This is a genomic window from Mesorhizobium sp. BH1-1-4 (assembly GCF_020165665.1).
In the GTDB taxonomy this organism is placed as follows: domain Bacteria; phylum Pseudomonadota; class Alphaproteobacteria; order Rhizobiales; family Rhizobiaceae; genus Mesorhizobium.
Genome location: NZ_JAIUIN010000018.1, coordinates 18,818 through 38,237 on the forward strand (window position 1 = coordinate 18,818; position 19,420 = coordinate 38,237).

Consider the following 19,420-nt stretch of genomic DNA (forward strand, 5'->3'; position numbering starts at 1 on the left):
GGACCATTCGCGTGGTCTGGCATCGAACCGCTTGGCAGGATAGCTTCCGTGCATTCAGCAGGAGGCATTTCTTGATTATCGTAGTCGGCTCGATCAACCTAGACCTCATCGCCAAAGTTGAGCGCTTGCCGAGCCCCGGTGAAACGGTGAGCGGCTCTGGTTTCTCGACGGCGCCTGGCGGCAAGGGGGCCAACCAGGCGCTGGCCGCCGCGCGTGCCGGCGCTCCGGTGCGCATGGTCGGCGCCGTCGGCAAGGACAATTTCGCATCCGAAGCCCTGGCGTTGCTGCGCGAGGCCAAGGTCGACCTGTCGGGCGTGGGAGAAACCTTCGCCTCGACAGGCACGGCCCTGATCATGGTCGGCGATGACGGCGAAAACATCATCGCCGTGGTGCCCGGCGCCAACGCTTCCGTAGTGCCCGGCGACCTCTCCAAGGCTTTTCTGAAGAAGGGCGACGTCGTGCTGCTGCAGCATGAAATTCCGCTCGCCACGGTCGATGCGGCCCTCGACCAGGCAAGGCCGGCCGGGGCGGTCACCGTGCTCAACACGGCCCCGTTCCACGCCGAAGCGTCCGGCTTCCTCGGCAAGGCTGATTACGTCGTCGCCAACGAAACCGAGTTCGACCTCTATGGCGAGGCCCTGGCGCTTAGCGGCCGCGACCGGGCGGCGCGCATGCGCGATTTTGCGGGGAAAACCGGACGCGCCATCGTCGTCACGCTTGGCGGCGAAGGCGTGATGGCGGCGACGCCGAGCGATTTCCTGACTGTTCCCGCGTTGAAGATCACGCCGGTCGACACGGTCGGCGCCGGCGACACTTTCTGCGGCTATTTCGCCGCCGGCCTGTCGGCGGGCCTCGCGCTCGAACAGGCACTTGCGCGTGCCGGCGCCGCCGGCTCGCTCGCTTGCCTCAAGCCCGGCGCTCAGCCGGCGATCCCGCTGGCGAAAGACGTCGACCAGGCCTTGCAAGAGGCCGGTTGATGCGCCCCCGCACGAAGCATGCCGTGCCCGCGGCCAGCGATATCTGCCGCCTGTCGGCTGTAGAACTCGCCGGCGCGATCCGCCGAAAAAAGCTCTCCGTGCGCGAGGTGGTGACGGCGTTCCTCGATCGCATCGATGCGGTCAACCCGCTGGTCAACGCCATCGTCTCGCTGCGCGACCGCGCCGACATCCTGCGCGAGGCCGGCGCCGCCGATGCCGGGCGCACGGATGGAGCCGGCGCCCTCTTCGGCCTTCCCATCGCCATCAAGGACCTTGCCTCCACAACGGGCCTCAGAACCTCGTTCGGCTCGCCCATCTTCGCCGATTTCGTCCCGCAAGAAGACGATTTCTTCGTCGAACGCATCCGCGACGCCGGCGCCATCATCATCGGCAAGACCAACGTTCCCGAATTCGGGCTTGGCTCCAACACCTACAACACCGTTTTCGGGCCGACGCTGAACGCTTTCGATCCGGCGCTCACCGCTGGCGGCTCGAGCGGCGGGGCGGCGGTGGCGCTGGCGCTGGACATGCTGCCCGTCGCCGATGGCAGCGATTTCGGCGGCTCGCTGCGTAACCCGGCGGCCTGGAACAATGTCTACGGCTTTCGGCCCTCGCAGGGGCTGGTGCCCGGCGGTCCCGACGTCGAGGTCTTCCACGCGCAGATGGGCGTCGAAGGGCCGATGGGCCGCAATGTCCGTGACATGGCGCTGTTGCTCGACGTGCAGGCCGGGTACCATCCGCAAGCGCCTCTCTCCTATGAGAAGCCGGGATCCTTCCTTGACGGGCTCACGACGGCGACCACCGGCGGCCGCGTCGCCTGGCTTGGCGATCTCGGCGGCCATCTGCCGGTCGAGCCCGGCATCCTCGACCTGTGCGAGGCGGCGCTCGCACGATTCGCGGATGCATCCTTCGTGACCGAGCCCTTGCTGCCGGACTTCGATGTCGAGGCGCTGTGGCAGGCCTTCGTGACCTTGCGCCAGGCCAGCAGCGGCTGCGCGCTGAAAGTGCACTATGACGATCCGGCCAGGCGTGGCCTGCTGAAGCCGGAAGCCATCTGGGAAGTGGAAAACGCCATGCGGCTAACGGCGCCGCAAATCCGCGCGGCCTCGGTCGTGCGCACCTCCTGGCACCGGACGCTATTATCGATCTTCGAACGCTTCGACCTCATCGCGCTGCCGACCGCGCAGGTCTTCCCCTTCGATGTCGGCACCCATTGGCCGCGCGAGGTCGCCGGGCGGGGAATGGATAGCTATCATCGCTGGATGCAGGTTTCGGCCTTCGCCACCTTGGGCGGTTGTCCGGCGGTCAACGTCCCGGTCGGCTTCGACGACAGCGGCCGGCCGATGGGCATGCAGCTCATCGGCCGCCCCCGCGGCGACCTCGCCGTGTTGCAGGCCGCGGCCGCCTACGAGGCGACGCTGCCCTGGCCGGCAGGGGCTTGAACCCAGCGCGTCGCGCCAGCTTGCGTCGTCCTCACCACTATGCATTGATTGCCCGAAGCCGCCGCATCGACGGCGCGCCCGAGGGAAAATCATGTCGCTGGAACTCTACGCCGCCTATGTTCTTGCCTGCATCGTCATCATCCTGGTGCCGGGGCCGACGGTCACCTTGATCATCGCCAATAGCATCCGTCACGGTTCCCGCGCCGGTCTCGCCAATGTCGCCGGCACGCAAGCCGGCCTTGCCGTCATGATCGCCATCGTCGGCATCGGCCTCAACACGCTGATCTCGGGCATGGGACATTGGTTCGAATGGGTGCGGCTGATCGGCGCCGCCTACCTGATCTGGATGGGCGTTCAGATGTTCCGCGCCAAGGGCACGCTGAACGCCGACGGCACCGCCCGGAAACCGCGTGGCGGCTTCTTCCTGCAGGGCTTGGCCGTGGCGCTGAGCAATCCAAAGACGCTGATCTTCTTCGGCGCCTTTTTCCCACAGTTCATCTCTCCCGTCGGCAACTACCCGCTGCAGATCGTCATCATGGGCCTCACCGCCATGATCTTCGCCGCCATGTCGGACTCGACCTATGCACTGGCCGCCGGCCGCGCCGGCCGCATGCTGTCGGCCAGCCGCATCAAGCTACTGTCCAGGATCAGCGGCAGCTTCATGATCGGCGGCGGCCTGTGGCTGGCGTTTTCAAGGTCCAAGTAACGGCAGCCGAGGCCGGCGCCGCGTTAAAGCTGCGTCGCCGGCTGATTGAAAGTCTACTTTCCAGCTACCACATGAATCGACATTGAGGGATCATGCATCCACCGTCGGCTTATGAGGGTTTGAAGAGGAACGCGCCTAGCGTGGTCTTCTTCGCCGGTTTTTTTGCGATAATGTTCATATTGGCCCAGAGTGAGTGGGAGAATGACGCAGCGCCGATTCGATCAATTGACCCGATCGACGCTACGATCGAAGGCGTTTACTGGCACAGGACCAGCACGTCTCAATATGGATTGTTCCTAGAGAACAATGCTCTGGTTTTCGTTGACGACGATCGACCCCGCCTGATTGGCTCCCGTGTCAAAATTGAGCGCGTCACCCGCGACAATGGCTCCGTCTTCTACCGGTTTGCCGATTGAGGGGCGGTTCGTCGTGTGCCGACACGCCATGAACTACCAGGTCAGACTACTCAATCGCCGAGAATGGGGCTCTAAAGCCGCTCCAATCTCTCCACCAGCAGCGCGAAAAACCCATCATGGTCGATGTCGCGCATCACCATGGCGTTCTTTTCCCGCTTGGTGACGCCCCACCAGTCGACCACGGTCATGCCCATGGTCAGTTCCGAGGCGGTCTCCACGCTGACGTTGCAGTGGCGCCCCTTGAACAGCTCCGGCTTCAAGAGATAGGCGATGACGCAGGGGTCGTGCAGCGGCCCGCCGTCTGTGCCGTATTTGCCCTCGTCGTAGCGTTCGAAGAATTCCAGCATCTCGGCGGTCGCGGTGCCGACCTTGGTGCCCAGCGCGCGAAAAGCCTGTATGCGCTTGGTGGTGGTCAGCGCCTTGTGGGTGACGTCGAGCGGCATCATCACGATCGGGATACCGGACTTGAACACCAGGTCGGCGGCCTGTGGATCGACATAGATGTTGAATTCGGCCGCCGGAGTGACGTTGCCGCCTTCGAAGAAACCGCCGCCCATCAGCACGATTTCCTTGATGCGCGGCGCGATGCGCGGCTCGCGGATCAGCGCCAGCGCGATGTTTGTCAGCGGCCCGAGCGGGCACAGCGTAATCGTGCCGCTCTCTTCTCGCATCAGCGTCTCGACGATGAAGTCTACCGCATACTGGTCCTGAAGCTTCATCGTCGGCTCCGGCAATTCCGGCCCGTTGAGGCCGGTCTTGCCATGCACTTCCTCGGCGGTGACCAGTTCGCGCGCCAACGGACGGATGGCGCCGGCATAGACCTTGACGGCCGGCCGGCCGGCCAGTTCGCAGATCTTGCGGGCGTTCTTTTCGGTCAGTTTCAGCGGCACGTTGCCGGCAACGGCGGTAATGCCGACGATGTCCAGTTCGCTACTGCCGAGCGCCAGCAGAATGGCGACGGCGTCATCCTGGCCGGGATCCGTGTCGATGATGATCTTTCGGGATTGGGGCATTTCAATTCCTTGTTTGGCTGGCCGCGAGCTCACCGGGCCGGTCGCACGCCTGGAGGGCGACCTTGGCGCTTCTCCTTGCATCCGAGCGCCGTTTCAAGCGCCATGTCGATTATTCCTGTGAGTCCACGACCTGATCCTTTTTTGGCTATTCCTGTGAGTCCAAGGCCGGGTCTTTTGGGCGGGTCTTCCGATGGCTTGAACTTGGTCGCGGGGCGGACCATATCAAGACCATCGGGAAAAATGCCATTTGGGTTTTTCCAGTTTATGTCGCTCTTGAGAGGACAGTGTAACATGAGCCGAATGACGCCTTTCTCCAGCCCGCTTCTCCTGGGTTTCGACGCCATGGAAAAGACGCTGGAGCGCCTGGCGAAGTCCGGCGACAGCTACCCTCCCTACAACATCGAGCGCCTCAGCGGTGCCGACGGCAAGGCCGAAAGGCTGCGTATAACACTCGCCGTCGCCGGTTTCGCCGAAAGCGATCTCGATGTGACTACGGAGGAAAACCAACTGGTCGTGCGCGGCCGCCAGACCGACGACACCGAGCGCGAATTCCTTCATCGCGGCATTGCCGCACGCCAGTTCCAGCGCTGTTTCGTGCTGGCCGACGGCATGCGCGTGATCGCGGCGGAACTGAAGAACGGTCTTTTGTCGATCGATCTCGATCGGCCGGAGTCCGAACGGCTGGTACGGAAAATAAATATATCGGTGAAAGACTGATCTTCACCGATGGCTCTCATGCGGGATGGCCTTGAGCGGCGTCCTCGCGCCAAGGAGGCTTGAAATGACCAGAACTGACGAAACCATCACCATGACCAGCGGCGAGTTCGCCCATCTCGGCGAAGGCTCTGTCGCCTATCTGCGCAAGGTCTCGAGCGACGAACTGCTCGGCCGCTTCCCCAACATCGGCGAAATTGCGCCCGGCATGGAACTGTGGGCCCTGTTTGCCGCCAACGGCCAGCCGATCCTGCTGTCCGATGCGCGCGACCGTGCCCTGGCCGGCGCCATGGAAAACGACCTGACCACCGTCGCCATTCATTAAAGGCGGTTGGCAGGCTGAAACGAGAAGGGCCGCTCACAGCGGCCCTTGGAGTGGTCTCTTAAAAAAGATGGCTTCAGGCCGCGTGCGAGGCCTGCGTGTCCGACAACAGCGCGTGGATCGCCGTGGCATCACGTGTTCCCCTGATCTTAGCCACCGTGTCGGCGTCGCGCAGCACGCGCGCGATGCGCGACAGCGCCTTGAGGTGATCGGCACCCGCGCCTTCCGGCGCCAGCAGCAGAAACACCAGATCGACCGGCTGGTCATCCAGCGATTCGAAATCGACCGGCGTTTCCAGCCGCGCGAAAACGCCGGCGATGCGCTTCACGCCGGCAAGCTTGCCATGCGGGATGGCGATGCCATTGCCGACGCCGGTCGAGCCCAGGCGCTCGCGCTGCAGGATGGTGTCGAACACTTCCCGCTCCGGAATGCCTGAAATCGCCGCGGCCCTTTCGGAAAGCAATTGCAGAAGCTGCTTCTTCGAGTTCGCCTTCAACGCCGGCAAAATCGCCGGAACGCTGATAAGATCGCTCAGATCCATGCTTGAAAATCCTTGTTCGCCTGCCGCGCCAGTCCCCACCCCTCGTGCGGCTGGCTTTTATCCCTGTGCGACTTTGGTCGTGGATGGGTCGATCCAGCCGATATTTCCGTCGGGCCGGCGATAGACGATGTTGAGATGGTCGGTTCCGGCATTGCGGAAAACGAACACCGGGCTGTCCTTGGTGTCGAGTTCGATGACGGCCGAGGCCACCGACATGGTCTTCAGCGTCATGGTCGATTCGGCGACGATGGCGGGCGCGAAATCCTCCGGGATTTCCTCGTCGTCATCGGCAAGCGGCGCCATCACCGTATAGGCGATGTCGGTCAACTCGCCATTGCCATTGCCGGAATTGTGGGATTTCAGACGGCGCTTGTAGCGCCGAAGCCGGGTCTCCAGCCGATCGGCCGCGGCCTCGAAGGCGAGCGTCGGATCCTGGGCATCGCCGGTGGCCTGCAGCGAGGCGCCGGAATCCAGCCGGATCATGCAGTCCGCCTGATAGCGCGAGCCCGATTTGATGACGGTGACATGCCCCGCGAAGCCCCGATCGAAATATTTGCCGATCGCTTCACCGACACGATCGTTGATGCGTGTGCGGAACGCATCGCCGATATCCATGTGCTTTCCCGATATGCGCAGATTCATCTGAAAACTGACCTTCCTTGCTCAGGCTTCAAACTGGCCCGAGTTTATACTCGTGATCCGTGCGCACAAGCTTTGCGGCGTCACTCGCGCCGATTTAAATCCGAACTTTCCGGTTGATCACAAGCCGCCTTCTTGACCGTCCCGAGGCCATTGTCGTGACGGACCATCCGCTAGCGGGCAACAGCCCGTCTCATGCGGGCGGGCTTCTAGCCACTTCACCGCAGCTTGTCAATGAAACTCGAAAGCTGTGGAAATCGCAACCGTATCGAGCTGTCCATCGTTTCACGGAAACGCAGAACCGCTCCATCTCTTTGTCTTGGCGCTTTTCCCAAGGGAAAGCGCCATGCGCTTTCCCTGGATTGCTAGCGGCCGGCGCTGGCGAGTGCCCGTTTCTCGCGCCGGCGCTGTACCGACGAGGGAATATTCATGCCTTCCCGGTATTTGGCGACCGTGCGCCGGGCGATATCGACGCCGCTTTCTTTCAGCATGTCGACGATGGCGTCGTCCGACAGCACGTCGACCGGCTTCTCCTCGTCGATCATCTGCTTGATGCGGTCGCGCACCGCTTCGGAGGAATGCGCGTCGCCGCCTCCCGAGGCGGCGATCGAGGCGGTGAAGAAATAGCGCAGTTCGAACACGCCGCGCGGGGTGAGCATGTATTTGTTCGCGGTGACCCGGCTGACGGTCGATTCGTGCATGCCGATGGCGTCGGCCACGGTGCGCAGGTTGAGCGGCTTCAGCTGGCGTACGCCATGGACGAGGAAGGCGTCCTGCTGGCGCACGATTTCCGAGGCCACTTTGAGGATCGTCTTTGCCCGCTGGTCCAGGCTGCGCGTCAGCCAGTTGGCGTTCTGCAGGCACTCGGCCAGGAAGTCCTTTTCAGCCTGGTTCTTCGCCTGCGGCGACACCTGGGCGAAATAGATATGGTGGACCAGCACGCGCGGCAGCGTTTCGGCATTGAGTTCGACGGTCCAGCTGCCGTCATTGGCCGCGCGAACCTCGACATCGGCGACAATGGCGTCGCTGGCACCGCCCGAGAACGCCATGCCAGGCCGCGGGTCGAGCGCCCGGATTTCGGCCAGCATGTCGAGCAGATCCTCCTCGTCGACGCCGCAGAGCCGCTTCAGCGCCTGGAAATCGCGCCGTGCCAGCAGCTCCAGATTGGCGACCAACGCCTTCATCGCCGGATCGAGACGGTCGCGCACGGCAAGCTGCAGCGAAAGACATTCGGCAAGATCGCGGGCGAACAGGCCGGACGGCTCGAACGTCTGGCACACCGCCAGCACCTTGCCCACGGCGGCGGCGTCGGTGCCCAGGCGCGCGGCTATCTCCGCCGTATCCGCGCGCATGTAGCCGGTTTCGTCGAGGCCATCGGCGAGTTCCCCGGCGATCAGCCGCGCGGCAGGATTGGTGAAGGCGAGCGCGACCTGCTCGCCGACATGGTCGCGCAGCGTAATGGCGCTCGCCGCCATGTCGCCGGCGTCGAGCCCCTCGGACGAGGAGCCGCCGCCATTGCCCGAAGCCGATTTCCATTGCGCCGTCAGGTCGGGCCCGAGCCGCTCGCTGGTGCCTGGATCATCGGGAAACAGATTTTCCAGCGATGTGTCGAGCTTTTCCGAGATTGCCTCGGCACTCCATCCCGCCTCGCTCTCGAACCAGTCGCCGCCATCGGCGGCCGCTTGTGGCTCCGCCTCGGGCTTTTGCGCCTGGTCGCTCGCGGCATCGTCCTGCGGCTCGGCGCGCTCCAGGAGGGGATTGCGCTCGATCTCCTCGTCGATGAAGTGCTCGAGTTCCGTATGGGTGAATTGCAGCAGTCGAATCGACTGCATCAGCTGCGGCGTCATCACCAGCGACTGCGACTGTCGGAGCTGTAGTTTCGCCGCCAACGCCATGGCTAGGTTTCAAACGCCTCCTGAACGCGTCCGGACTTCCGGAATGAATTTCACGGCGGGCATAGAAACTGGCCCGGCTTTTGCTTGTCAAGGCAAAGCCTAGCAAAACCCGCTTACCGGAGCGTTATCCCGGAGCAAAATCGCGGAAAAACAGGCCGCACCGCCCAAAAAATCGTGTCAGGAAACAAATTTCACGCTCAGGCCGATTCCGGCGGCGGGAAAACTCCGACCGGAATTCCCTAAAAAGAGACGGAGCCGTTCGCGGTTTCAGGCCGTGAACCGCTCAGAGCGTGAAGCCCTCGCCGAGATAAAGCCGCCGCACGTCGGGATTTGCCACCACTTCGTCGGCGCGGCCATGGGTCAGCACCTGGCCGGCATGGATGATATAGGCCCGGTCGATCAGGCCGAGCGTCTCGCGCACATTGTGGTCGGTGATGAGGACACCGATGCCGCGCGCCGTCAGGTGACGCACCAATTGCTGGATATCGGCGACGGCAATCGGATCGATACCGGCGAAGGGTTCGTCGAGCAGCATGTAGGCCGGACGCGTCGCCAGCGCGCGCGCGATTTCCAGGCGCCGCCTTTCGCCACCGGAGAGCGACATGGATGGCGCCTTGCGCAAATGGCTGATGTGGAACTCCTCGAGCAGTTCGTCGAGGTTGCGCTCGCGGACCTTGCGGTCCTTTTCGACCACTTCGAGCACGGCGCGGATGTTCTGCTCGACATTCAGGCCACGGAAAATCGAAGCCTCCTGGGGCAGATAGCCGATGCCGAGGCGCGCGCGGCGGTACATCGGCATCGAGGTGACGTCGAAGCCGTCTATCTCGATCGTGCCTTCATCCACCGGCACCAGGCCGGTGACCATGTAGAAGCAGGTCGTCTTGCCTGCGCCGTTGGGGCCGAGCAGACCGACGGCCTCGCCGGCGCGCACGCCGATGGTGACGCCACTGACGACCTTGCGGCCCTTGTAGCTCTTGGTCAGGCCCTTGGCGATCAGGGTTCCCTTGAATTTCCCTGCATCGACGGTGACCGTGGCCGGCGCAGAAACCTTGCCGGCGGCACGTCCCGGAAGACGCGCCGTCAGCGATGACAGGCTGGCCATCAGGGGTTCGTCGCTCCCGATTTCGATGCATCCGATTTCGGCGGTGGTGTGATCGACATCTGGACACGCTGTCCGGCGCATGGATCGACCTGGGCCAGCCCGCTTTTCATCTGCACGGTGAGCTTGCAGCCGACCAGGACATTGTCGTTCTGCGACAGGACGACCTTTTTGCCCGACAGCACCAGCACCTGGCTCTTCATGTCGAAACTGCCCTGATCGCCGGTGGCGACCTGCTGGTCCGACTTGATGTAGACCTTGTCGGAGATCTCCAGGTGGTCGATGTTGGCCGAACCGGTCATGGCGGCCGCCCCGGCGGCTTCAGCGCCCTTGGCGCCCGCGTTGGGATCCTTGACGTAGTAGACCAGCATCTTGCCGGCTTTCATCAGCGTCGGCCCCTGGACGACGGTGACGTTGCCCGTGAAGATGGCGACGCTGTCGGCCTGGCGGACTTCCAGCTTGTCGCTTTCGATCTGGATCGGCTTGTCGCCGGCCAGTTTGAGACCCGACACCTGGCTGGCCGCCCCGGACTGCGCCAGCGACGGCGTCAGGCTGAGCAGGAACAGCGCCGAAGTTGCGGCCGCAAGCCGTGTCGAACTATTGAGCCACATTCGCTTCTTCGCCCTTTGCCTCAGCCGCCTTCAGAACGGCGGGATCAATGTTGACACGCACTTTGTTCTCGAACACCAGGATCTTGCCATTGTCCTGGACCGACATCGAAGCCGCCGTGATCTGTGACCCGCCACGGCTGACATCGACCGGATCATCCGTCTTCATAGTGCCTTTGCCCATGTCGAGGAAGACCGATTTGAACTTGGCTTGCAGCCCGTCGGTCGTGGTGATGGTGACGTCGCTGTTCAGTTTCATCGTATTGCCGTCGCGGTCGTAGGTGCCGCGCGAGGCTTTCACGGCCGCGACATTGTCGGGAGCGATCGGCACCTTGGCGTCGATGCCCTCGAGTTCGATGATGCCTTGCGTGCTCACATCCTGTATGGCCCGCAGCGCCGTCATCGAATAGGGCTGCTTCAGCTTGGTGAAACCGTTGAGCTTGGGATTGGCCATCACCAGCTTGCCATTGGAAAAGGCCGTACCTTCCGCCTGCACCGCGACGGAGGCGGGCGCGGCGAGATAGGAATAGACGGGAAAGGCGACGGCGATCAGCGCCGCGGCCAAGGGCAACGCGAATTTGAGCACGCGCACGCGGCGCGAATGACGCTGCGCGCGGTCGAAGGCCTCGCCACGCGTCCAGCCATCCGCCGGGGGATCCAACTCCGTCTCCGGGCTGGTCGGTTCGTTCGGTCGCGCTAACATGACTGCTTTCTTCTAAAACCCTGCCCCCGGGAGCACCGCCTATAGGTGGGACGCCAGCGCCCTCAAGCAAGCACAAGCCGACGAAAACCGCAAAAATGTGACAGCTGCCGTTGCACAAACGAAACCCGGGTCAGCGCAACAGCCAGTGCTTCATAGCAGAAATCGACGCCCTTGCGTCATTTTTCCTCACCGAAGTTCTTCCCACTTACCTTGGGTCCCTCGTACAGGCCAGTAACAAAATAGACAGCATGGGAACGCTCGCGCGCGGATTGCCGCGCCATGCGCGGGACGGAACTGCTTCCCGATGAGGACATCATGGTCTAAAAGCGTCTCTTCCCGCTGACTGTGAGGCTGACGATGGCATTGAGAGCCGACGACCTGATCGACCGACGCCGCTTGCGGCGCAAGCTGACTTTCTGGCGTGTCGCGGCCTTTGCCGTCGTGGCGCTCGGCGTGATTGCACTGTCGGCCTGGTTCTATCGCGACGATCTCGGCGGCTCCGCCGTCGACCACATCGCCAAGGTCAGGATCGAAGGCACCATCACCGAGGACGACGAACTGATCAAGCGGCTGGAGACGATCCGTCAGTCGTCGAAGGTCAAAGGCGTGATCCTTGTGATCGATTCTCCTGGCGGCACCACCGTCGGTGGCGAATCGATCTACGAGGAGGTGCGCAAGGTGGCCGCCGACAAGCCGGTCGTGGCCGAGGTCGGCACGCTCGCCGCGTCGGCGGGCTACATGATCGCAAGTGCCGCCGACCATATTGTCGCCCGCAAGACCTCGATCGTCGGCTCGATCGGGGTGCTGATCCAGTATCCTGACGTCAGCGGCCTGATGGACAAGCTCGGCGTCAAGCTGGAGGAGGTTAAATCCTCGCCGCTGAAAGCCTCACCCTCGCCCTTCAAGCCGACCAATGACGATGAGCGCGCCATGGTCCGCAAGCTCATCCTCGACAGCTACGACTGGTTCGTCGGCATCGTCGCGGAGCGCCGCAAGATGACCCGCGAACAGGCGCTGGCGCTCGCCGACGGTTCGATCTTCACCGGCCGCCAGGGTGTTGCCAACGGGCTGATCGACGCTGTCGGCGGCGAGTCCGTGGCGATCGACTGGCTGGCGACCAAGGGTGTCGATGCCAAACTCAAGGTCGTCGAGTGGAAGGACACGGAACGGCGCGGCGGCTTCCTGTTCTCGAAGGCGATGGCACGAACGGTCGCCGGCGCGCTCGGCCTGCCGGACTCCGGCGGCGACGTCATCCATGAACTTGGCGCCGACCGCTTGTTTCTTGACGGTCTCGTTTCCGTCTGGCACCCTTGAGACGCGTTGGGACAGCTGAAAAAGCAAATAAAATCATCCTGATAAATTGACCGAACTGCTTTCACGGGGACCCGTCTGATGATCAAGTCCGAGCTTGTGCAGATTATTGCCACGCGCAATCCGCATCTTTTCCTGCGCGACGTCGAAAACATCGTCGGCGCGATCTTCGATGAAATCACCGACGCGCTTGCCGAGGGCAACCGGGTCGAATTGCGCGGTTTCGGCGCTTTTTCGGTGAAGAACAGACCCGCCCGCACCGGCCGCAACCCGCGCACCGGCGAATCCGTCGAGGTCGAGGAGAAATGGGTGCCGTTCTTCAAGACCGGCAAGGAACTGCGTGAAAGGCTGAACGGCGGCAAGTAGGCGCGTCGGCGCCGGACGGCCTTATCGCGGCACGCTTGCGACGGAAAATATCATGCTCAATCGTTTCATGCTCATCGTGGTCTTCGTGCCCCTGGCGATCATTCTGATCGCGCTGGCCGTCGCCAACCGCGAACTCGTCGCCTTCACGCTGGATCCTTTCAATCCCGGCAATCCGAAGCTGACGCTGACCTTGCCGCTGTTCATCTTCCTGTTCGTGGCGCTCGCCATCGGCATGATCGTCGGCAGCCTGGCAACCTGGGTCAAGCAGGGCCGCTACCGCAAGCTGGCGCGCCAGCGTGGCGTCGAGGCGGAAAATCTGCGCCAGGCAGTCAGCCGCGCGCCGACGGCGCCGCAGGCCCCGGTCCAAGGGCAGGCATTGCCGAAGCCGACCAGTTGAAGCGCAGGCCGGCGCGGTTCTTTTCACGGAGCCTTTCATGCTGACCATTTCGGCCGCCGAGGTCGATCGTGCGCTGACCTTTCCTGGACTGGTCGAGACGCTGCGCACGGCTTTTCGCGACGGCGCGGTGCAGCCGTTCAGGCATCATCACGCGGTGGAAAGGCCGGATGGCGCGGCGTCGACCTTGCTGCTGATGCCGGCCTGGACCGATTTTCACGCCGCCGGCGGTTCGGCCGGTGGTCATATCGGCGTCAAGATCGTGACCGTCTCGCCCGACAACAATGCCATCGGCAAGCCCGCCGTGATGGGGCTCTATCTCCTGCTCGATGGCGGCACCGGCGAACCGGAGGCCCTGATCGACGGCCAGCGGCTGACGCAGTGGCGCACGGCCTGCGCTTCGGCGCTGGCGGCATCCTATCTCGCGCGCGCCGACGCCTCGCGGCTGCTCGTGGTCGGCGCCGGCGCGCTGTCGCCCTTCCTCGCCAGGGCGCACAGCGCCGTGCGGCCGATCAAGACCATCCGCATCTGGAACCGCACCCCGGGCAACGCCGAGAAAGTCGCGGCCGATCTGCGCGCCGAAGGTTTCGCCGCCAGCGCCGCGACCGATCTCGATGCCGAGCTTGGCCAGGCCGACATCGTCTCCTCGGCGACGATCACCACCACGCCGCTGGTCAAGGGTGCGCTGCTGCTGCCGGGAACCCATGTCGATCTGGTTGGCGGCTTCACCCCGACGATGCGCGAAAGCGATGACGACGCGATCAGGTGCGCCCGCGTCTATGTCGACACCCGCGCCGGCGCCACCAAGGAAGCGGGCGACATCGTCCAGCCACTGGCCTCCGGCGTGCTGAAGCCGGAAGCCATCGTCGCCGACCTGCACGAACTGGCGCGCGGCCAGAAGCAAGGCCGCGGCGGCGCCGACGAGATCACGCTCTTCAAATCGGTTGGCGCGGCACTAGAGGACTTGGCCGCCGGCATTGCCGTCTACGAAGCGCTCAAGCGATAGCGCCCACAAGCTTCGCCGCAACGCTCATGGCGTCGGCGATCAGATGAAAATCATGCGCGGCGATTTCGAAAAGACCAAAGCGCAGCTGGTAACCCCAGTTCGATTTGCCAGCGGTGAACTCCAGCCTGTCGAGTAACGGCTTGATCGGCGTTTCCTGCGCCTGCGCCCAATCGACATCGCGGCGGTATGGCGTGAAGCCGCCGCCCATGATGCCTTGATAGGGCTCTCCTTCCCGCACGATGCCGATCGCCGTGAACGCCTGCAAACCGTCTTTCTCGCCCAGGACCGTGGTTGGCGAGTAATAGACGATGCCATCGCCGGGCCTGATGCGGCGCAACGGTGCGGCCTTGCCGTGATTGACCTGCATGAAACCGTCGTTGCGGCCGCGCCGCACATGCTGCGCCGACGCGACCGCGATCCAGCAGGCGTTCATGCCTGTTCTCCGTCGTTCAGCCAATAAACGCGCAGACGGTGATTGTCGGGATCGAGCGCGACGAAAGTGCGGCCGAAATCCATGTCGGTCGGCGCCTGCAATATTTTCAGGCCGCGCCCGGCCCAGTCGGCATGCGTGGCGTCGACCGCGGCAGGCGTCTCCAGCGCAAACACGATCTCGGAACCGCCACCGGCCGCTTCTGCCGCCGGCTCGACCGTATGGCGCGACCACAGCCCGAGCTTGAAGCCGCCATCGAGCACGAACAGCACGAAGGTCGGCGCGCTTTCGACCGGCTCCCGTCCCAGCAGCGCGCTGTAGAAGGCGCCGCTCTCGAGCGGCCGGTCGACATAGAGAATGACGAAGTTCGGGCTGGTCATGTCTGATCTCCAAGGGTCAGCGTTTCGATTGGCAGACCCTAGAACAGGCTACTGTCAGATTCTGGCAGTAGCCATCATGAGCCGCGCGGCTTGTCGAGCGTTGCCCGCCATTCCTTGAGCATCGCCTGGCGTCGGCGTGGATAGCGTGTATCGATCGGCGTCAGCTCGGCGATGCGATCCGTGCGAAAATGCCGGAAATCCTGCCGCGTCTCGCACCATGCCACCACGACCCGCACCTTGTCGAAGAAGCCGAGCGCGAACGGCCAGACGACGCGCTGCGAAGCGGCGCCGCCCGCGTCGCGGTAGCGGAAAGCGAGCTTGCGTTCATTGCGGATGGCCTGTCGCACCAGGCCGAGATCGATGCCCTCGATGACTGCGGCCGGCGGCCCGACCAGCAGCGTCGAGGCGTCGAGATCCTCACGCAAATCGTCCGGCAGCACGGCCGCGATCTTGGCCAGCGCATTGGCGGCGGCGGCAGAAAGACGCCGGTCCGGCTGCTTGGCCACCCAGCGCGAGCCGAGCACGATGGCTTCGATCTCCTCGTCGCTGAACATCAGCGGCGGCAGCATGAAGCCAGGCTTGAGCACATAGCCAAGCCCTGCCTCGCCTTCGATCGGCGCGCCTTGCCCCTGCAACGTTACGATATCGCGGTAGAGCGTGCGGATCGAGATCCCGAGTTCATCCGCCAATGCTTGCCCGCTCACCGGCCGGCGGTGCCGGCGAAGCGACTGGATCAGATCAAGCAGGCGTTCGGAGCGCGACATCCGGCAGATTTGCCTGTTTCTTTGACATTGGTCCATCGCTTGCCGACATGAACGAGAAGCACGGCGAAGCGGACTTGGTTGCGAAGCCGGTTGCCCTATGCCAAAAGCGGCCACGCCGCTCGGAGATGCTCCCGCTTGAAGTCTTTTCGCGACAAACGCCGCGACAGCCGCCCGCCTGCGAAAGGCGGTGCGCAACAGGCGCGTCCGCACGACCGCGCGGCGGCAAGGCCGCAAGCAAAGCCACGCGAAGAACAGACCGGCAAGCCGGACAACCAGTCCGCACCGAAATCCGCCCCGCGCAACCTTGCCCGTCGCGACGGAGCGCTGCCGGCCGAACACCTGCCGCTGATCCTCGAAGTGGCGCCGAACGCCGATTATGCGTTGCTCGACAGCGGCGCCGGACAAAAACTCGAACAATACGGCCCCTACCGCATCGTGCGCCCCGAGGGCCAGGCGATCTGGCAGAAGGCTCTGCCGGCCAAGGACTGGGAGCGTGCCGACGCGATCTTTACCGGCGACACCGACGAGGAAGGCATCGGTCGCTGGCGTTTTCCCAAGACGCCACTCGGCGAAACCTGGCCGATGAAGCATGACGGCATCGACTATCTCGGCCGTTTCACCTCGTTTCGCCATGTCGGCGTCTTTCCCGAGCAGGCCTCGCACTGGGACCATATGGCAGGGCTGATCGCGGCGGCCAGGCGGCCCGTCAAGGTGCTGAACCTGTTCGGCTATACCGGTCTCGCCTCGCTGGTGGCGGCGCGTGCGGGCGCTGAGGTCACCCATGTCGACGCCTCGAAAAAGGCGATCGGCTGGGCCCGCGAAAACCAGGAGATGGCCGGGCTTGGCGGCAAGCCGATCCGCTGGATCGTCGACGACGCGGTGAAGTTCGCCGAGCGCGAGGAGCGTCGCGGCAGCCGCTACGACATCATCCTGTTCGATCCGCCGGCCTATGGCCGCGGTCCCAAGGGCGAGGTCTGGCAGTTGTTCGAGGACCTGCCTGATCTGACCGACCTCTGCCGCTCGATCCTGACGCCGAAACCGCTTGCCGTGGTGCTGACCGCCTATTCGATTCGCGCCTCCTTCTTCGCCATCCACGCCCTGATGCGCGACACCTTTGCCGGCATGGGCGGCAAGGTTGAATCGGGTGAGTTGATCATCCGTGAGAAGTCCGCCGGCCGGGCGCTTTCGACTTCACTGTTTTCGCGCTGGGTGGCCTGACATGAACGAACGGCATGCCGGCGCACCCGGCCAGGTGAAGGAAGTCACCAGCCTCGCCAATCCGCTGGTCAAGGACATCAAGGCACTCGCCTTGAAGAAATTCCGCGACCAGCAGAACGCCTTCATGGCCGAAGGGCTGAAGCTGGTCATCGATGCGCTCGACCTGGGCTGGCAGATCAGGACGCTTGTGTTCGCCAAGGCCGGACGCGGCAATCCGGCCGTGGAAAAGGTCGCGGCGCGCACGGTCGCCGCCGGCGGCATGGTGCTCGAAGTCTCGGAAAAAGTGCTTGTCGCCATCACCCGCCGCGACAATCCGCAGATGGTGGTCGGCGTCTTCTCGCAGAAATTCCTGGCACTGAAGGACATCCGTGCCGACAATGGCGATGTCTGGGTCGCGCTCGACCGGGTGCGCGATCCCGGCAATCTCGGCACCGTCATCCGCACCGTCGATGCCGTCGGCGCCAAGGGCGTCATCCTGGTCGGCGACACCACCGACCCTTTTTCCGTCGAGACGGTGCGCGCTACCATGGGGTCGATCTTCGCCGTGCCGGTTGCAAGGGCGACGACCGAGGCATTCCTCGCCTGGCGCGGTGGCTTTTCGGGCCTCGTCGCCGGCACGCATCTGAAAGGCGCTGTCGACTACCGCTCGGTCGATTTTTCTCGTGGACCGGTGCTGCTGATGATGGGCAACGAGCAGCAGGGACTGCCCGAAAGCCTGGCGGCGAGCTGCGACAGGCTGCTCAGGATACCGCAGGCGGGCCGCGCCGATTCGCTCAACCTCGCGGTCGCCACCGGCATCATGCTGTTCGAGATCCGGCGCGGCGCGCTGAAACTCGAACCAATTCCGGACCAGCAATGAAGGTTGCCCAATCGTGAAATCATGGTCTCCCTACGCGCTGCTCGTCATCGTGGCCATCGCGCTCGACCAATGGATAAAGACGCTGGTCGAGGCCGGCCTGCCCTTCCAGGAGAAGCTCGACCTCCTGCCCTTCCTGGCGCTGTTTCGCACCTACAACACCGGCATCGCCTTTTCGATGTTCTCCTCCTTCGGCGACACCGGCCTCGTGGTCATCGCCGTCCTGGTCGTCGCTTTCGTGCTTTACCTTGCCACGCGCACGCCTGCGGGCCATGTCATCGCCCGCATCGGCTTTGCGCTGATCATCGGCGGCGCGCTGGGCAATCTGATCGACCGTGCCGTCTACGGCCATGTCATCGATTACATCCTGTTCCACACGCCGGTCTGGTCCTTCGCCGTCTTCAACCTCGCGGACGCCTTCATTTCCGTCGGCGCGGCGCTGGTCGTCTTCGACGAACTCATCGGCTGGCGGCGCGAATCCACGCCTCCGAACGCCAAGCCTTCCAAGGATTGACCCCGCGCGACCGTCGCCGCACAGTCAGACGCCAAGCAAGTTCGCGGAGAGAAAGATGCCCGAAACCTTCAAAGCCATCCTCGTTTCGCGCGACGCCGAGAAAAAACAGTCGGTCGCCGTGACCGATCTCACCGACGCCGATCTGATGGAGGGCGACGTCACCATCGCGGTCGAGGCGACGACGGTGAACTACAAGGATGGATTGGCCATATCGGGCAAGGCGCCGGTGATCCGCCGATGGCCGCTTGTGCCGGGCATCGACCTCGCCGGCACCGTCATCTCCTCTTCCAATCCCGACTGGCGCAAGGGCGACAAGGTCATCCTGAATGGCTGGGGCGTTGGCGAAACCCATTTCGGCGCCTATGCCGGGCGCGCCCGTGTTAAGGGCGACTGGCTGGTGCCCTTGCCGGAAGGCATGAGCGCGCATGACGCCATGGCGGTCGGCACCGCCGGCTACACGGCCATGCTCTGTGTCATGGCGCTGGAGCGGCACGGCATCGTGCCCGATCGCGGCCCTGTCGTGGTGACGGGCGCTGCCGGCGGCGTCGGGTCGGTCGCGGTCTCGATCCTGTCCAGCCTCGGCTACCATGTCATTGCCTCGACCGGCCGCAACGCCGAAAGCCCTTATCTGATCAACCTTGGCGCCGCCGAGGTGATATCGCGCGACGAACTCAACCAGCCCGCCAAGCCGTTGGCCAAGGAGCGCTGGGCCGGAGGCATCGATTCGGTCGGCAGCCACACGCTGGCCAACGTGCTGTCTATGACGTCCTATGGTGGCGCGGTCGCGGCCTGCGGCCTGGCGGGCGGCATGGATCTGCCGTCGAGCGTGGCGCCCTTCATCCTGCGCGGCGTCTCGCTCCTCGGCATCGATTCGGTGATGGCGCCGAAGGCCGTGCGCCTCGAAGCCTGGCGGCGCATCGGCTCCGATCTTGATGTGGACAAGCTCGCCAGCCTGTCCACGACCATCGGCTTTGACGGCATCATCGGTGCCGCACGCGACATCGTCGACGGCAAGATCCGCGGCCGCGTCGTCGTCGACATGTGACGGCTTAGGGATCGCAGGCAGCGGACGGAATTGCCACATCGGCCGGCAAATCCGTCGCCGC

24 protein-coding genes are annotated in these 19,420 nt (G+C 63.9%); 14 read left to right on the forward strand and 10 right to left on the reverse strand.

The window, feature by feature from the left end; genetic code table 11:
- Positions 1–71 precede the first annotated feature (71 nt).
- The 4 genes from LB569_RS23960 to LB569_RS23975 all read left to right on the forward strand — a co-directional run bounded on the left by LB569_RS23960 (position 72) and on the right by LB569_RS23975 (position 3,541).
- Positions 72–977, forward strand: coding sequence for a ribokinase (locus LB569_RS23960; protein ID WP_224694344.1), 906 nt, complete (start codon positions 72–74; stop codon positions 975–977).
- On the forward strand, positions 974–2,419 hold the full coding sequence (locus LB569_RS23965) for an amidase (RefSeq protein ID WP_224694345.1): 1,446 nt from the start codon (positions 974–976) through the stop codon (positions 2,417–2,419). Before LB569_RS23960 ends, LB569_RS23965 begins: the two co-directional genes overlap by 4 nt.
- A 91-nt stretch (positions 2,420–2,510) precedes the next feature.
- The gene (locus LB569_RS23970; protein ID WP_224694346.1) at positions 2,511–3,125 is read left to right on the forward strand and encodes a LysE family translocator; all 615 of its coding nucleotides are present in this window, start codon (positions 2,511–2,513) and stop codon (positions 3,123–3,125) included.
- 140 nt (positions 3,126–3,265) lie between these two features.
- On the forward strand, positions 3,266–3,541 hold the full coding sequence (locus LB569_RS23975) for a hypothetical protein (protein WP_224694347.1): 276 nt from the start codon (positions 3,266–3,268) through the stop codon (positions 3,539–3,541).
- 71 nt (positions 3,542–3,612) lie between these two features.
- Here the strand turns inward: LB569_RS23975 and LB569_RS23980 are convergent, their stop codons facing one another.
- Positions 3,613–4,554, reverse strand: coding sequence for a nucleoside hydrolase (locus LB569_RS23980; protein ID WP_224694348.1), 942 nt, complete (start codon positions 4,552–4,554; stop codon positions 3,613–3,615).
- 291 nt (positions 4,555–4,845) lie between these two features.
- Between LB569_RS23980 and LB569_RS23985 the strand changes: the two genes are divergently transcribed.
- Both LB569_RS23985 and LB569_RS23990 read left to right on the forward strand, forming a co-directional pair.
- Entirely contained in the window at positions 4,846–5,271 is a 426-nt protein-coding gene (locus tag LB569_RS23985) for an Hsp20 family protein (RefSeq protein WP_013893014.1), read from the forward strand.
- A gap of 64 nt (positions 5,272–5,335) precedes the next feature.
- Positions 5,336–5,593 (forward strand): DUF1150 family protein, encoded by a 258-nt coding sequence (locus tag LB569_RS23990; RefSeq protein ID WP_137932812.1) that lies wholly within the window; start codon positions 5,336–5,338, stop codon positions 5,591–5,593.
- A 73-nt stretch (positions 5,594–5,666) separates the two neighbouring features.
- On the opposite strand, the gene ptsN is transcribed toward LB569_RS23990, so the two are convergent.
- The 6 genes from ptsN to lptC all read right to left on the reverse strand — a co-directional run bounded on the left by ptsN (position 5,667) and on the right by lptC (position 11,075).
- On the reverse strand, positions 5,667–6,131 hold the full coding sequence (gene ptsN / locus LB569_RS23995; RefSeq protein WP_010911486.1) for a PTS IIA-like nitrogen regulatory protein PtsN: 465 nt from the start codon (positions 6,129–6,131) through the stop codon (positions 5,667–5,669).
- 57 nt (positions 6,132–6,188) lie between these two features.
- Positions 6,189–6,773, reverse strand: a complete 585-nt coding sequence (gene hpf, locus LB569_RS24000) for a ribosome hibernation-promoting factor, HPF/YfiA family (RefSeq protein ID WP_137932810.1) — start codon at positions 6,771–6,773, stop codon at positions 6,189–6,191.
- A gap of 362 nt (positions 6,774–7,135) precedes the next feature.
- The gene (gene rpoN, locus LB569_RS24005) at positions 7,136–8,665 is read right to left on the reverse strand and encodes an RNA polymerase factor sigma-54 (protein ID WP_224694349.1); all 1,530 of its coding nucleotides are present in this window, start codon (positions 8,663–8,665) and stop codon (positions 7,136–7,138) included.
- Between the two features lie 283 nt (positions 8,666–8,948).
- Positions 8,949–9,767, reverse strand: a complete 819-nt coding sequence (gene lptB, locus LB569_RS24010) for an LPS export ABC transporter ATP-binding protein (RefSeq protein WP_140704177.1) — start codon at positions 9,765–9,767, stop codon at positions 8,949–8,951.
- Positions 9,767–10,375 carry an LptA/OstA family protein gene (locus LB569_RS24015; RefSeq protein WP_224542021.1) on the reverse strand — a complete coding sequence of 203 codons (609 nt, stop codon included), beginning with the start codon at positions 10,373–10,375 and terminating at the stop codon, positions 9,767–9,769. Before LB569_RS24015 ends, lptB begins: the two co-directional genes overlap by 1 nt.
- Positions 10,362–11,075: an LPS export ABC transporter periplasmic protein LptC gene (gene lptC, locus LB569_RS24020; RefSeq protein WP_224694350.1), complete on the reverse strand. Its 714-nt coding sequence runs from the start codon at positions 11,073–11,075 to the stop codon at positions 10,362–10,364. Before lptC ends, LB569_RS24015 begins: the two co-directional genes overlap by 14 nt.
- A gap of 357 nt (positions 11,076–11,432) precedes the next feature.
- Here lptC and sppA point away from each other — a divergent pair, with 357 nt between their 5' ends.
- From sppA to LB569_RS24040, 4 genes are all read left to right on the forward strand, one after another.
- A complete protein-coding gene (gene sppA / locus LB569_RS24025; RefSeq protein ID WP_224542019.1) occupies positions 11,433–12,389 on the forward strand; it encodes a signal peptide peptidase SppA in 957 nt (318 codons plus the stop codon).
- A gap of 78 nt (positions 12,390–12,467) precedes the next feature.
- The gene (locus tag LB569_RS24030; protein ID WP_006200394.1) at positions 12,468–12,752 is read left to right on the forward strand and encodes an integration host factor subunit beta; all 285 of its coding nucleotides are present in this window, start codon (positions 12,468–12,470) and stop codon (positions 12,750–12,752) included.
- A 52-nt stretch (positions 12,753–12,804) separates the two neighbouring features.
- Positions 12,805–13,149 (forward strand): DUF1049 domain-containing protein, encoded by a 345-nt coding sequence (locus tag LB569_RS24035; protein WP_224694351.1) that lies wholly within the window; start codon positions 12,805–12,807, stop codon positions 13,147–13,149.
- A 37-nt stretch (positions 13,150–13,186) separates the two neighbouring features.
- Positions 13,187–14,152, forward strand: coding sequence for an ornithine cyclodeaminase family protein (locus LB569_RS24040; RefSeq protein WP_224694352.1), 966 nt, complete (start codon positions 13,187–13,189; stop codon positions 14,150–14,152).
- Here LB569_RS24040 and LB569_RS24045 read toward each other — a convergent pair.
- The 3 genes from LB569_RS24045 to LB569_RS24055 form a co-directional block, all read right to left on the reverse strand.
- The gene (locus LB569_RS24045) at positions 14,142–14,585 is read right to left on the reverse strand and encodes an EVE domain-containing protein (protein WP_224694353.1); all 444 of its coding nucleotides are present in this window, start codon (positions 14,583–14,585) and stop codon (positions 14,142–14,144) included. The two genes, LB569_RS24040 and LB569_RS24045, sit on opposite strands and share 11 nt — an antisense overlap.
- The gene (locus tag LB569_RS24050; RefSeq protein ID WP_224542011.1) at positions 14,582–14,962 is read right to left on the reverse strand and encodes a VOC family protein; all 381 of its coding nucleotides are present in this window, start codon (positions 14,960–14,962) and stop codon (positions 14,582–14,584) included. Before LB569_RS24050 ends, LB569_RS24045 begins: the two co-directional genes overlap by 4 nt.
- Positions 14,963–15,036: 74 nt before the next feature.
- Positions 15,037–15,726 (reverse strand): helix-turn-helix transcriptional regulator, encoded by a 690-nt coding sequence (locus tag LB569_RS24055; protein WP_224694354.1) that lies wholly within the window; start codon positions 15,724–15,726, stop codon positions 15,037–15,039.
- Between the two features lie 135 nt (positions 15,727–15,861).
- Between LB569_RS24055 and LB569_RS24060 the strand changes: the two genes are divergently transcribed.
- The 4 genes from LB569_RS24060 to LB569_RS24075 are packed head-to-tail and all read left to right on the forward strand — an operon-like array spanning position 15,862 to position 19,359.
- A complete protein-coding gene (locus LB569_RS24060; RefSeq protein ID WP_224694355.1) occupies positions 15,862–16,944 on the forward strand; it encodes a class I SAM-dependent rRNA methyltransferase in 1,083 nt (360 codons plus the stop codon).
- Position 16,945: 1 nt separating this feature from the next.
- Entirely contained in the window at positions 16,946–17,803 is an 858-nt protein-coding gene (locus LB569_RS24065) for a TrmH family RNA methyltransferase (protein ID WP_140704159.1), read from the forward strand.
- Between the two features lie 13 nt (positions 17,804–17,816).
- Positions 17,817–18,314 (forward strand): signal peptidase II, encoded by a 498-nt coding sequence (gene lspA, locus LB569_RS24070; protein ID WP_224694356.1) that lies wholly within the window; start codon positions 17,817–17,819, stop codon positions 18,312–18,314.
- A 55-nt stretch (positions 18,315–18,369) separates the two neighbouring features.
- A complete protein-coding gene (locus LB569_RS24075) occupies positions 18,370–19,359 on the forward strand; it encodes an MDR family oxidoreductase (RefSeq protein ID WP_224694357.1) in 990 nt (329 codons plus the stop codon).
- The last annotated feature ends 61 nt before the right edge of the window (positions 19,360–19,420 follow it).

Bases quoted from the DNA above. Each gene is read 5' to 3' on its own strand.
- hpf (WP_137932810.1), bottom strand. From the start codon at position 6,773: ATGAATCTGCGCATATCGGGAAAGCACATGGATATCGGCGATGCGTTC.
- lptC (WP_224694350.1), bottom strand. From the start codon at position 11,075: ATGTTAGCGCGACCGAACGAACCGACCAGCCCGGAGACGGAGTTGGAT.
- LB569_RS24035 (WP_224694351.1), top strand. From the start codon at position 12,805: ATGCTCAATCGTTTCATGCTCATCGTGGTCTTCGTGCCCCTGGCGATC.
- LB569_RS23985 (WP_013893014.1), top strand. From the start codon at position 4,846: ATGAGCCGAATGACGCCTTTCTCCAGCCCGCTTCTCCTGGGTTTCGAC.
- rpoN (WP_224694349.1), bottom strand. From the start codon at position 8,665: ATGGCGTTGGCGGCGAAACTACAGCTCCGACAGTCGCAGTCGCTGGTG.
- LB569_RS24055 (WP_224694354.1), bottom strand. From the start codon at position 15,726: ATGTCGCGCTCCGAACGCCTGCTTGATCTGATCCAGTCGCTTCGCCGG.
- LB569_RS24050 (WP_224542011.1), bottom strand. From the start codon at position 14,962: ATGACCAGCCCGAACTTCGTCATTCTCTATGTCGACCGGCCGCTCGAG.
- LB569_RS24040 (WP_224694352.1), top strand. From the start codon at position 13,187: ATGCTGACCATTTCGGCCGCCGAGGTCGATCGTGCGCTGACCTTTCCT.
- LB569_RS23990 (WP_137932812.1), top strand. From the start codon at position 5,336: ATGACCAGAACTGACGAAACCATCACCATGACCAGCGGCGAGTTCGCC.
- LB569_RS23980 (WP_224694348.1), bottom strand. From the start codon at position 4,554: ATGCCCCAATCCCGAAAGATCATCATCGACACGGATCCCGGCCAGGAT.
- lptB (WP_140704177.1), bottom strand. From the start codon at position 9,767: ATGGCCAGCCTGTCATCGCTGACGGCGCGTCTTCCGGGACGTGCCGCC.
- LB569_RS24015 (WP_224542021.1), bottom strand. From the start codon at position 10,375: ATGTGGCTCAATAGTTCGACACGGCTTGCGGCCGCAACTTCGGCGCTG.
- LB569_RS24045 (WP_224694353.1), bottom strand. From the start codon at position 14,585: ATGAACGCCTGCTGGATCGCGGTCGCGTCGGCGCAGCATGTGCGGCGC.
- ptsN (WP_010911486.1), bottom strand. From the start codon at position 6,131: ATGGATCTGAGCGATCTTATCAGCGTTCCGGCGATTTTGCCGGCGTTG.
- LB569_RS24030 (WP_006200394.1), top strand. From the start codon at position 12,468: ATGATCAAGTCCGAGCTTGTGCAGATTATTGCCACGCGCAATCCGCAT.
- LB569_RS24075 (WP_224694357.1), top strand. From the start codon at position 18,370: ATGCCCGAAACCTTCAAAGCCATCCTCGTTTCGCGCGACGCCGAGAAA.
- sppA (WP_224542019.1), top strand. From the start codon at position 11,433: ATGGCATTGAGAGCCGACGACCTGATCGACCGACGCCGCTTGCGGCGC.
- LB569_RS23970 (WP_224694346.1), top strand. From the start codon at position 2,511: ATGTCGCTGGAACTCTACGCCGCCTATGTTCTTGCCTGCATCGTCATC.
- LB569_RS24065 (WP_140704159.1), top strand. From the start codon at position 16,946: ATGAACGAACGGCATGCCGGCGCACCCGGCCAGGTGAAGGAAGTCACC.